The sequence below is a fragment of the Dactylosporangium sp. CA-233914 genome (assembly GCF_050942935.1).
Lineage (GTDB): Bacteria > Actinomycetota > Actinomycetes > Mycobacteriales > Micromonosporaceae > Dactylosporangium.
Map to the genome: position 1 here is coordinate 9,250,321 of NZ_CP192030.1, position 12,324 is coordinate 9,262,644.

The 12,324-nt window shown below is 68.9% G+C and carries 9 protein-coding genes; 3 read left to right on the forward strand and 6 right to left on the reverse strand.

Annotation, left to right across the window (positions count from 1 at the left end; all coding sequences use genetic code 11):
- Positions 1–156: 156 nt before the first annotated feature.
- The 3 genes from ACQPY0_RS41190 (at position 157) to ACQPY0_RS41200 (ending at position 4,892) form a co-directional block, all read left to right on the forward strand.
- The gene (locus ACQPY0_RS41190; protein ID WP_432973754.1) at positions 157–1,503 is read left to right on the forward strand and encodes a LamG-like jellyroll fold domain-containing protein; all 1,347 of its coding nucleotides are present in this window, start codon (positions 157–159) and stop codon (positions 1,501–1,503) included.
- Positions 1,503–3,749: a polysaccharide lyase 8 family protein gene (locus ACQPY0_RS41195; RefSeq protein WP_432973756.1), complete on the forward strand. Its 2,247-nt coding sequence runs from the start codon at positions 1,503–1,505 to the stop codon at positions 3,747–3,749. The genes ACQPY0_RS41190 and ACQPY0_RS41195 overlap by 1 nt, the downstream gene beginning before the upstream one ends.
- Before the next feature lie 612 nt (positions 3,750–4,361).
- Complete coding sequence (locus ACQPY0_RS41200) at positions 4,362–4,892, forward strand: hypothetical protein (protein ID WP_432973758.1); 531 nt, start codon at positions 4,362–4,364, stop codon at positions 4,890–4,892.
- Here the strand turns inward: ACQPY0_RS41200 and ACQPY0_RS41205 are convergent.
- The 6 genes from ACQPY0_RS41205 to ACQPY0_RS41230 all read right to left on the reverse strand — a co-directional run bounded on the left by ACQPY0_RS41205 (position 4,874) and on the right by ACQPY0_RS41230 (position 12,221).
- Positions 4,874–5,743: a fumarylacetoacetate hydrolase family protein gene (locus ACQPY0_RS41205; RefSeq protein ID WP_432973760.1), complete on the reverse strand. Its 870-nt coding sequence runs from the start codon at positions 5,741–5,743 to the stop codon at positions 4,874–4,876. The two genes, ACQPY0_RS41200 and ACQPY0_RS41205, sit on opposite strands and share 19 nt — an antisense overlap.
- A gap of 115 nt (positions 5,744–5,858) precedes the next feature.
- Positions 5,859–7,856, reverse strand: coding sequence for an ABC transporter permease subunit (locus ACQPY0_RS41210; RefSeq protein WP_432973762.1), 1,998 nt, complete (start codon positions 7,854–7,856; stop codon positions 5,859–5,861).
- On the reverse strand, positions 7,853–9,286 hold the full coding sequence (locus ACQPY0_RS41215) for an extracellular solute-binding protein (protein ID WP_432973764.1): 1,434 nt from the start codon (positions 9,284–9,286) through the stop codon (positions 7,853–7,855). The genes ACQPY0_RS41210 and ACQPY0_RS41215 overlap by 4 nt, the downstream gene beginning before the upstream one ends.
- 420 nt (positions 9,287–9,706) lie before the next feature.
- The gene (locus ACQPY0_RS41220; protein WP_432973766.1) at positions 9,707–10,474 is read right to left on the reverse strand and encodes an IclR family transcriptional regulator; all 768 of its coding nucleotides are present in this window, start codon (positions 10,472–10,474) and stop codon (positions 9,707–9,709) included.
- A gap of 407 nt (positions 10,475–10,881) precedes the next feature.
- Positions 10,882–11,931, reverse strand: coding sequence for a zeta toxin family protein (locus ACQPY0_RS41225; RefSeq protein ID WP_432973768.1), 1,050 nt, complete (start codon positions 11,929–11,931; stop codon positions 10,882–10,884).
- A complete protein-coding gene (locus tag ACQPY0_RS41230; protein ID WP_432973770.1) occupies positions 11,928–12,221 on the reverse strand; it encodes a hypothetical protein in 294 nt (97 codons plus the stop codon). Before ACQPY0_RS41230 ends, ACQPY0_RS41225 begins: the two co-directional genes overlap by 4 nt.
- Between the last annotated feature and the right edge of the window lie 103 nt (positions 12,222–12,324).

Sequence of the window (12,324 nt, forward strand, 5' to 3'; positions counted from 1 at the left end):
TGCGCAGGCCGGGGACGGACTCAATGGAATGTCCGGCCCGTCCCCGCGGATGTCGTGGCACGTCATTCCGTTGAGTCCGTCCATTGAGATCAGCTAGCCTGAGCGACCGAACGCCCATCTATCTTGCCTGATCACTTTGGCGGAGGTATGACGGCCATGAGCATCTGGCGCAGATCGGTCAGTGTGGCCGGGGTAAGTGCCGCGCTGGCAATGGTGCTGGCGGCACCGCAGCAGGCGCTGGCGGCTACATCCGTCAGCGAAGACTTCGAGGACAGTGTCGCAAATGGGTTCTCGGTGCTCAGCGGCTCCTACTCGATCGTCACCGACGGCTCCAAGGTTTACCGCACGACCTCGGCGACCGCCCGCTCCGTCGCCGGCGACGCGGCGTCGACCGATGTGCAGATCCAGGCTGACATCAAGGTTGCTGGATGGTCGGCCGCCCGGGACCGCACCGCAGGGCTGATGGCCCGCTACAGCAACACCAGCAACTATTACCTGTTCGTGTTCGAGGACGGCCAGCTGAAGATCCGCGCAAAGGTCGGCGGAGCGTTGACCACGGTCGCCAGCAAGACCTACGCCATGGCCGTCGGCACCTGGTACAACCTCAAAGGCACCGTCACCGGCAACACGCTGACCCTGTGGGTCAACGGCGTCCAGCAGCTCACGGGCACCGCCACCGGCCTGGCCGCCGGCAAGGTGGGCGTCATCTCGTTCAACGGCGACGTCCGCACCGACAACGTCGCCGCCACCGACCTGGCCGCCCCGCCGGTCGGGTCCGCCTACGACAAGGCGGTGCTCGCCGACTCCCCCGTGGCCTACTGGCGCCTGGGCGATGCCGCCGGCACCGTCGCTGACAGCAGCGGGAACGGCCACACCGGTACCTACGTCGGCTCACCGGCCGTCACCACCATGCCCAACGGTGACCCGGCCACACGATTCGACGCGGCCAGTCAGTATGCCGAAATCGACGACGCCGATTACCTGAGCGTCCCCACCACCAGCCGCATCACCGTCGAGGCGTGGCTGCGCCCGGACACCCTGCAGTTCGCGCAGCAGGAAAGCACCGGCTACGTGCATTGGCTCGGCAAGGGCACAACGGGCCAGCACGAGTACGTGGCCCGCATGTACTCCCTGATCAACGACGAAAGCCGGCCCAACCGCATCTCCGGATACTCGTTCAACCTCGGCGGCGGCCTCGGCGCCGGAAGCTACTTCCAGGACACCGTCACCGCGGGGCAGTGGATCCACTACACCCTTGTGATCAACACCGTCGACACCAGCGCCGCCTACCCCACCGGATACACCAAGGTGTACAAGAATGGGGTCCTGCGCGACCAGGACAATCTGCAGGACTACACCATCGTGCCCGGCAACGGCACCGCACCCCTGCGCATCGGCACCCGCGACTTCGCCTCCTGGTTCGAAGGCGCCGTCGGCAAAGTCGCCATCTACAACTATGAAGTACCCAGCACCCGCCTCGCGGCGCACGTAGCGGAGATGTAATGGCCTCACGGCAGACCTTCGAGATGCTGCGGCAACGGTGGGCCGGAATCATTACCGGGCAGGACATCGACACTGCCGACCCCTACTTCCAGCACGGCCTCAGCCACCTCACCGGGCAGGCCGGCCGGCTGCTGTCCACCATGGACACCGGCGAAGGCCGTGCGGTGCTGTGGCCCGGCCTGCCCATCACGGGCGCAGCGGCGTCGGCCGGGATGCGGCAGTCGTATCAGCAGCTGCGCACCCTGGCCATCGCCTACCACACCCGCGGCACGACCCAGCACGGCGACGCCGCCATCGCCGACGCCGTCATCGACGGCCTGGACTGGCTGCATCAGCGCGCCTACCACGCGGGCGCGGCACCCACCGGCAACTGGTGGGACTGGGAGATCGGCGTACCACAAGCACTCACCGACACCGCCGTGCTGCTGCACGGCCACTACAGCGAAGACCAGCTCGCCGGCTGGCTGGCTGCCGTCGCCCGCTTCATGCCCGATCCCACCCGGCAGCAGGCCGGAGTTCGCGTCTCCACCGGCGCCAACCGCAGCGACATGTGCCGTATCGCCGTGATCTCCGGCATCCTCGCCGGCGACGCCTCCGGCATCAGCCTCGGCCGTGAGCACCTTGCCGACACCTTCGCCTGGTCAGTCACGGGTGACGGCCTGCACCCGGACGGATCGTTCATCCAGCATCAGAACATCCCGTACACCGGCACCTACGGGCTGATCCTGCTCGAGGGACTGGCAAACCTGTTCGCCCTGCTCGCCGGGACCCCGTGGGAAATCACCCACCCGGACAGCAGCAACGTCTACACCGCAGCACTGAACAATTACGCGCCGGTGGTGTGGAACGGCCTCGTCTTCGACGCCGTTCGCGGCCGCGCCGTGGCACGCAGCTACCGCCCGGATCACCGCGACGGCCGCATGGCGATCGGCGCGCTGCTGCGCCTGGCCGAAAGCGCCACCGCCGGTGGCGCCGGCCGGTATCGGGCGGCGGCGAAGGGCTGGATCCAGCGCACTGCCTACGAACGCTTCGCCGAGCACGCCACCCTGCCGCAGCTCGCCCTGGCCAAGGCCGTCCTCGGCGACGACAGCATCGAGGCGGCCCCGGAACCTGTCGGGCACCGCCTGTTCCCCGACATGGAACGCGTGATCCATCGCCGGCCCGGCTGGGCCTTCGTCATCGCCATGAGCTCGGCGCGCATCGGCCGCTACGAAGGCGGGTACGTCGACAACGAGAACCTTCGCGGCTGGCACACCGGCGCCGGCATGACCTACCTCTATCTCGCCAGCGACCCCGGCCACTACGCCGATGGCTTCTGGCCCACCGTTGACCCCTACCGGCTGCCCGGCACCACCATCGACACCCTGCCGCTGGCCGGCGGCGACGGTGACCGTTCGAGCACCGGCTCCCCATGGTCGGGCGGCGCAGCACTCGGCCTCTACGGAGCGGCCGGAATGCAGTACGACGGCCTCGGCACCGCCGGCGGAGCCTCGTCGCTGCGCGCCACCAAGTCGTGGTTCTGCCTCGACGACAGCGTCATCGCCCTCGGCGCCGCGATCACCGCCGTCGGTGTCCGCCCCATGCACACCACCATTGAGAACAGGAACATGCACGGCGTCGGGCCCATCGAGCTCACCGTGGACGCCCACCGCCACACGGGCACCGGCTGGCAACGCGCCTTCGAGCGGCCACGGTGGGCACACCTCGCGGGAGTCGCCGGATACCTCCTGCTCAGCCCGGCAGCCCTGCACGCCGCCGGCGAGGCCCGAACCGGTTCCTACCGCGACATCGGGCCCACCGACCCGCTGTCCGACCCCATCACCCGCCCGTACTGCACCATCTGGATCGGCCACGGGACTCAGCCCACACACGACACCTATGCCTACGCCGTGCTGCCCGGCGCAACCCTGCAACAGACCGCCGACCGGGCCGACCGGCCGGGTCTCACCATCCTCGCCAACACCGCCGCCGTCCAGGCCGTCCACGACGAGCGATCCCGCATCACGGCCGCCAACTTCTTTGCGGCCGGCCGGATCGCGGGCATCACGAGCAGCGGGCCGGCCTCCATCGTCATCCGGGAGCTCGACGACCGCATCGAACTCGCCGTCGCCGACCCGAGCCGCACGGCCGACACCCTCACCATCGAACTGGCCGGTATCACGATCGCCGTCAACGTGGGAGGCAGCAATGGCAAAAGCCACACTGTCGTCCTTCGTCGTCAGCTGCTGCGGTACACCCGGAAGTAGTCGAATTGAGCGGTTGCCCGGGATCGTTGCCGCCGTGTGTCATCAGCCCGATGCGCGGCGCCGGGCCCGGCGGAAGGGTCCAGGTGCCGCCCCAGTTCCAGTGCACGCCGTCGCGGCTCCAGCCGGCCCGGATGTGGTGCTCGCCGCGGACGGTCGTGTGGGCCAGCCGCAGCCAGGTCGTCTCGGCGGGCGGGCCCTCGACCATGCCACGTAGGAAGAGGCGGTCCGCATAGGCTCTTCGGTGCGGCGGCGGGCCGTGGTGCGGCGGTGACCGGTCTGCCGGGGTCGCGGTCCGGGTCGAGCGCCGCCCACGGCGTGCCGAGGGGCGGGATCGTCGGCGTCGGGACCGCCCGTCGGGCCCGGCTAGCGCGGCCACAGTGTTGGACGTACCGAAGTCGATGCCCAGCCGATAGCCGCCCGCGGTCACCGAATCAGGTTAGGGGCCCGGCAACCGGAGTGGACCATCCGTACAGCCGATGGCGTGTGCCGGTACGGAGCTTCGGAGCCGCGGCGGAGAACAGGAGGGCCCACATGGACCTTCGTGGCCCGCCGCGTTGGAGGTGCTGCTGGACGCCTGTTTGCGCGAGCACTGCCTGGACCACCCCGACACCCTTGACGTCCGTCAGTACGTCGCCCGGTGGCGGAGATGCCGAGGATGCGATTGTCGCCGTCGCCGCGTTCGAATCGCTGCTCGACGATCGGCGCAGAGCGCTGGGCGCCGACGACCTGACACCCCTGGCCGTCGCGATCAACTCGCCTACTCCGGCGCAGATCCGGGCGCAGACCCATCGGGGTCGAACCGGCGTGGTCGATGGCCGCCTCGAGGTACGCGCCGTCGTCGAGCACATCGGCGAAGAGCCCGAATTGGTACGCCGTGCGGGTCAGTTCCGCGTTCAGCCGCTGCGGGCCCAGGCCCGTCTCACGGTCGGCCACCGCCACCAGCGCCGTGCGGCGCCCCTCGACCGCCGCCGCCATGGCCCGCAGCATCGCCGCCCGGCCGGAGCGCCCGGCCCCGTTCGAGTTCGGGTGTGCGGCGCGGGCGCGCTTGCCCAGCCGGTCGAGGTCCTCGGCGGGGACGTCGAGAACCTCGGTGGTGGCGCCGGTGCTTGGGTCGATGCTGACGATCACGGTGTGTACTCCTGAGGGATTCCGCGCCGGACCGGGTTGGTCAGAGTACCGATCGCGTCGATGGTGATCCGCACCGTGTCACCATCGGCCAGGGTGAACGGCGCCGACGGCACAAGACCCGTTCCAGTGGACAGCACTGCGCCATCCGGATGAACATCACCACGCATGACGTAACCGACCAACTCATCCAAACGCCGGTGCAGCAACGACGTGCTGGTACGGCCCCGCCAATGCTCGCGACCGTCCCGCTCGATCGCAAGGCCGATCGCGAGTTCATACGGATCGCTGACATCCCAGGCAGGCGTTATCCACGGACCGAGGGCACACGACCCGTAGTAGGTCTTCGCCTGCGGCAGATACAACGGATTCGCGCCCTCAATGCTGCGAGACGACACGTCGTTGCAGACCGTGTAACCAACGATCTCACCGAACCGATTGATCACAACAGCAAGCTCCGGCTCCGGAACATCGACCTCGGAATCAGCCCGGATACCGATCGGCGCACCAGGACCGCGAACCCGCCACGGCACCGATTTGAAAAACAACTCCGGCCGCTGCGCGTCGTACACCAGCGAATACACATCCGCGGCCCGCTCACTCTCCTCGATTCGGGCCTCCCGCGACACCTGATAGGTGACACCACACGCCCACACCTCGGTCGACGCGTCGACCGGGGCCAGCAACCGTACCCTGGACAGCGGCACCACAGGACCCGACCCGGACCGGGACAACCGCGTCCGCAACTGCGTGGCCGGCAGCTGCCACAACTGCGCCAGCGCCGATACGCCCTCGACCTCGGTGACCGTGCCATCAGTATGAAGCCCGACATGGACGTCGCCGTCCAACTCGTACCTGACGATGTTCAAGGCCTGCACTCTCTGAAGTCGTACGTGCTTTTCGCCAGCTGGTGGTCCAGGCCGAAGCCAATGCCGAGACCGGGGCTGCGGAGCCGGCCACCGGCGTTGCCGGCCGGGCGGGAGGTCAGCCCTTCACCGCGCCCGCGGTAAGTCCTTCGGTCAGGAAGCGTTGTCCGAAGGCGTACATCAGCACGACGGGGATGCTGACGAGCAGCGACGCCGCGGCGAGCTGCCCCTGCGGGACGACGTCCCCGGTGATCATCGCCTGCATTCCCACGGGGAGCGTCTTGTACTCGTCCTTCGTGAGGAACACGAAGGCGAAGAGGAACTCGTTCCAGGCATTGGTGAGGGTGAACAGTCCGACTGCCAGTAGGCCCGGCTTGGCGAGGGGTAGCATCACCCGGCGGAACGCCTGGAGACGGGTGCAGCCGTCGACCAGCGCGGCCTCCTCGAGCTCGATGGGGATCGAGGAGAAGTATCCCGTCAGCAGCCAGGTGGCGAACGGAAGCGTGAAGGTCGGGTACGTCACCACCAGCGACCACAACGAGTCGTTGAGCCGCACGCCGATGAGCAGCTGGTAGAGCGGGATGAACAGCAGCGCTCCCGGCATTACGTAGGTGAGCAGCACCGTGACGGTAAAGCTCTGCGCCCCGCGGAACCGCAGCCGGGCCAGTGCGTAGCCTGCCAGGGCGGCGCAGACGAGTGCCGCCACGGTCGACGCCAGGGACACCAAGACGGTGTTGAGGTACCAGCGGCCGAAGGGCTGGTTCGTGAACAGGTCACCGAACTGCTGCAGGGTCCACGGCGTCGGCCACAGGTCGCTGTAGTGCATGACGATCTGGTCCTCGGACTTGAAGGCCGTGACGACGATCCAGTACAGCGGGCCCAGCACGAAGACGAGCAACACGGCCAGCGCGACGCCAGACCCCAGGCCCGACACGAGGGACGACGCCCGGCGATGCCCCCAGGTCTGGAACGCCGAGACCATCCGGCCGACCGCCGCCGCGACCAGCAGGATCACCGCGAGGACCAGCGCCGCCTTCCAGAAGATCTGTGGCGACGCCCCGGCCAGCAGACCGGCGACCGTCACAGCCACGGCCCATGGCATTGCCTTGCGCACCGCCCCGGGCGGTCGGGAAGGCGCGTCGGCGTCGTTCCGGCGCATCAACCGGACCAGGGCGAACACCAGGCCGCCGATGATCGGCAGCATCACGAGTGTGACCGCCGCCCCCGCACCGAACTGGAGTTGCAGGATCGCCTTCGAGTAGGCGACGAGCACGTACGGCGCGGTCGCGTCGCCTGGGCCGCCCTGTGTCAGCAACCAGATGAGGTCGAAGTTGTTAAATGTCCAGATCGACGACAGGGTCACCGTCACGGTGATCACGTGACGCAGTCCGGGCAGGGTCACGTGGGTGAACCGCCGCAACGACGAGGCGCCGTCGATGGTCGCCGCCTCGTACAGGTCCGCCGGGATGGCCTTCAACCCCGCGAGGAACGTGATGGTGAAGAACGGCACCCCCTTCCACACATTGACGAGGATCACCGACGGCATGGCCAGCGACGCGTCGGACAGCCAGCCCGCGGGCCAGATGTCCACCAGGTGCGCGCCGGCCAGCAGCGGTCCGATCCGTGAGTCGGTGAGCAGTGTGTTGACACTGCCGAAGATCGGGTCGAGCAGTGCGCGCCAACTGAACGCGGTCACGACCGTCGGCACTACCCACGGCAGCAGGAGCAGCCCGGCCAGCACGGCCCGCCCGCGACGGCGATGATGCAGCAGCAATGCCGCGGACAGCCCCAGCACTACCTTGAACACCTCGGCGTACGCGGTGAACACGAACGAGTTCACCACGCCGGTGCGGAACTGCTCGTCGCCGGCGAGGGCGATGTAGTTGTCCAGGCCGACGAACACGCTGTCCTGCCCGTGCCGTTCCGTCGTGCTGGTGACGACCGACCGGGCGATCGGCACGAGCACGAGCCCGCCGACCAGCACGGCCGTGGGCGCCAGGAACAGCGCGGCCAGCCGCCAGTCGCGACCCAGCCGGCGCTGGACCGGGGTGAGCGAGCCGCGCCCCGGCTGCGGTGCCGTCGCCGCCGGGGCCGGCGTGGTGCGGACCGAGCTCACTGCGGCAGCCCCTGCTGGTTGAAGATCTGCACCATCTTCGCGTGGGCGGCGGTGACGGCCTTGGCGGGAGCCGTACCCTGGACGACCTGCTGCATCATGTCGGTGAGGACGTAGGCCCCGACGGCGGCCTGCTGACCCGCGTTGGCCTTCTGCGGGAAGGCCAGGCCGGTCTTCGTCTTCAGCGGCAGCGGCAGTTGGGTGATCTTGCGCAGGACGGGGAACGCGGGGTCACCGCTGGTGAAGAACGGGTCGGCGTCCCAGACCTTGTCCCAGGCGGGCAGCGCCAGGCCGGGCGCCTCCTTCGCCACCCCGAGCAGCGCCTTGGCGCTGACCAGGTACTGCGCGAGCAGCTTGGCGAGCCCGGCGTTCTTGGCGCTCTTGAACACGACGAAACCCTGGGACTGACCGAGCAGCAGGGGGGTGTCGGTCGCCGGACCGATGCAGTCGGCGAACACGTGGGTCTTGTCGTAGACGGGGTTCTTCTTGGTCTTGGAGTCGGCGTAGACGCTGAACTGGTTGCGGGTGTAGCCGAGGATGCCGGCCAGCCAGTTCTCGTTGTTGCTGGAGTCGGTCCAGGACGCCACGCCCGGCGGGAGCATGGGTGCGTACTTGGGGTTGGTGTAGATGTCGCCGAGGAAGGTCACCGCCTGCACGGTCTCGGGGGAGTCGAAGATGACCTTCCGGCCGTCGTTGTCCACGATCGAGCCGCCGTAGGCGTTGATCAGTGCCTCGATCATGCCGTTGGCGTCACCGGACCGGTTCACGGTCATGCCCCAGCCGTAGCGGCGCTTGCCCGGGTCTGAGATCGCCAGGCACAGGTCGCGCAGCTCCTCCCAGGTGTAGACCTCCTTGGGGGCGATGCCTTTCTCCTGTATCCAGTCTTTACGCAGGAACGAGCCGATCCCGATGAAGTGGTAGGGGATGGCGTACCACTTGCCGTCGAAGACGCAGAAGTTCTTCGACTCCGCCGTGGGTTCGCCGTACTTGGCCGTCAGGGCCTTGACGACGTCGCTCACGTCCTCCAGATCGCCCAGCGCGTGGAACTGGGCGACGAACCGCGAGTCCGTCATGAACGCCAGGTCGCGGGCCACGCCGCCCTTCACCTCGGCGTCGATCTTGGCCACCACGTCGCCGGCGTCCGCCTGGACCAGACTGTTTTCGATCGTCGTCCCGGTTGTGTCGGCGAAGGTCTTGATCGAGCTGTCGAGGGCCGCGTTCGCCGCCGTGGAGTACAGCTTCTGCGACAACACGCCCATCGAGGAGCCCTTCAGCGGCCCCGCCGCGTCGATGAGCTCCTGCGGAACCTCCGGCTGCACCTTGGGGGCCGACTTCGAGGGGCTGTCCCCGCACGCGGCCAGACCGGCCGCGCCGAGCACTCCCAAGCCCATTCCCAGAAAGCCGCGCCGGGACCACAACGGGTTGTCCTCCATGACCGTTTGCCTCCTTCGTCTCGCCTCATCGCTGCACGCTCAAGGCAGCCGGAGAGGCATGCCACCCCTCCGGTTGACACCTGCAAAAACCGCCGACCGCCGCGGCGTGAACTCCGAGTAAGCCAATGCATGGTCCGAAGGCTCGGCGACCGCTTTGAAGAGCTACATCCACGGATGGTGCCCGGTGCTCGACAGGTGATGCGGTGCCCCCTTCCGTAGGCGAGCAGGATGGCGAGGATCGTCAGTCCATACAGGACACTGCGACCCACTCCGGCAGGTTCTTGTGAGCACCCCTGCAGGGCGTCGTTCGATATTTCGAACACATTTCGATATCTCGATTGGACGCGACGGTAGAGGACCGTGTGTGAGGTGTCAATGACGTCGATGGCCAGTTGCCGGCATCGTGCGCCGGATGGCGGGTCAGCGCGGTGCGCGGTACCCCAGCCGGGTCGACAACGCGGCGGCGCCCGCGCGGACCAGCCGCGTCCACTCCGCGTGCGCCGCGGGCGTCCAGCGGATGATCGGCGCGGAGACGCTCATCGCCGCGACCGTCACGCCGGTGTGGTCGCGGACCGGCGCTCCGACGCAGCGGACCGCGCTGTCGGACTCGCCGTCGTCGACCGCCACGTCCTCGGCGCGGATGCGATCGAGTTCAGCGCGCAACCGCTCCGGGTTGGTGATGCTGTCCGGCGTCATGACGGGCAGGTCGCCGGGCGGCAGGAGCGCGTCGAGGTCGATCGGGTCGAGGCTGGCCAGCAGTATCTTGCCGACGGCCGTGCAGTGCGCGGGCAGCCGCCGGCCGACCGCGGACACCATCCGGACGGGGTGCGTGCTGTCGACCTTCACCAGGTAGATCACGTCAGCGCCGTTGAGCACGGCGACGTGCACGGCCTCGTCACAGGCGGCAGCAACCTCCTGCGCCACGTCCTGCGCCTCGCGGACCAGGTCCAGCTGGCCGGCGAACGCGGCGCCAAGTTGAAACAGTGGCATGCCAAGCCGGAACTGGACCGGTTGGCCGGGCACGGAGATCAGGTACGAGCGGGCGACCAGCGTGACGAGCAACTCGTGGACGGTGGTCCGAGGCAGGCCTAGCCGCTCGGTGATCTCGCGGGCCGACAGCAGGGGCTGGTCCAGAAAGAGTTCAAGGATGTCGAGGGCGCGGATGACCGCAGGTACCACGCGGGGCATGTATAGTCCTTTCGAAATACCGCACCGTGTTCGATATTTCGACAGGGTAGCGCTGGTACGGTGCGCCAACCGGCACGGCCGGACCTTGCCCCGGCCGTGCGGCCACGACGACTCTAGACGCCTGCCCAATCCGCACCGCAGCAGATCCACCAACCGATACCGCCGCCTGCTCCGGACATCTACGTCCACGGCGTCTCGGTCCACCCCGACCACCACCGGCGCGGTGCCAGGCCGTCGACGTCTCGGCCCCCACGCGCCCTTCCGGATCGAACCCGCGCAGCGCGTCGGCCGCGACGCGCGTCCGAGCGCGGAAGTGCTGGTCTTGCCGTCGACGCTCGGGATAACCACACCGGTCGGGGTTCACATTCGGCACCCGGCCAGTCTGCCGGCGAGTGCGCCGCGTCGCCTCAGCGGTCGACGTCGCGGTCCGGCCGCGGCTCCTCCGGCTCGGACGCGGGAGCCTGCCGGTCGGCCTCCTGCCGTGCGTGGTGCAGCGATGCCGCGGCGCGCCGGATGCCGTCCAGCGTCGCCGCGTCGACCTCCGGGGCCGACGGCTGCTCACTCGCCGCGTCCCGCAGATCGGGCAGGGGCACGTCCGGACTGGCGAGCGGCTCGGCCAGCGAGGTGATGCCGGCCAGCTCCGGACGCCACTGCGGGCCGGCCCCGGCCGCGACCCGTTCGACATCGCCGGCGAAACGCTGCGTCTCGGCGGGCGTCCACGGCCGGGCCCGCTCGGACTCGATCGCGGCGGCCGCGGCCGGCGCCTCGCGCCACTCGCCGTCGGGCGTCAGGTCGTTGCCATACAGGCGGTCGCCGCCACGGCGGTAGACGTCGACCGCGTCGACGATCCGGTCCTCGTCGATCGCCCGGGCCGCCTCGAGCACGCCGCGGTAGGAGGCGTCGTGGTTCTCCCGCGCGGTGAGGCGGCCGTGTCCCTGCTCCGCGACCTGCGTGTGGTATCGGTCGACGATCCCGAGCCGGCTCAGCGGCTCGGGGACCGCCATGATGACGGCCTCGACGCGGTAGCCGGCGTCACGGAACATCTGTGCCGGCTCAACAAAGTCGCCAGGGTCTCGCATTGTGGTCTCGATGATGGTGTCGACGCGATGCTCGATGAGATGGCGCTCGGCCGCGGCCATCCAGCGGCGGCCGTCCATGCTCGTGTACGGGGCGGCGTTACGGTCGTCCTCCGCCAGCAGCCGCCCGTACTGCGGATGGTAGGGCTTGTAGAAGTCGGAGTTGACGACGACGGCTCCACCACGCTCGTCGAGACGATCCTGCACCGCCTGGGTGGTGCGGGTCTTGCCGGCGCCGGGCTGGCCCGCGACGAAGACGACGATCGGGTCGTCCTGCGGCACGCCGCGCGCGAGTTCATTCGGGACGATGCGGGTGTTGAAGATGCGCTGCGATTGCTCGTCGGACAGCAGGTAGCGCCGGGGGTCGATGGGCTGTGTCACGCGTCGCGGTCCCCGGGCGCGCGGAGCAGCTCGCGATACTTACGCAGCACCTCGGTGACGCCCTCATGGTCGGTGGCGCGCAGCCGGCGGCGTTCCTCGGCGCAGGCGGCCATCTCGGCGCGGAGACGCTCGGCCTCCGGCTCGTCGCCGGCCGCCTCGGCGGCGTCGAGCAGCGCAGAGTAATGCGCCACCCCCTCGCCGATGACTTCGATGGCGACCTCGTAGCGGACCGACTCCTGGCTGTTCCATTCGAACGGTTCCAGCCTGCGTTCTTCGGCGTCGCGCGGCATCCGGCGGCCTCCTCTACCAACGGAACGGGCCCGCCCAGCCTAGCCGCCTCCCGCTAGGCTGACGTCCTGCCGTATCGAGGCCGGTGCGCGCCGACGGGGAGGC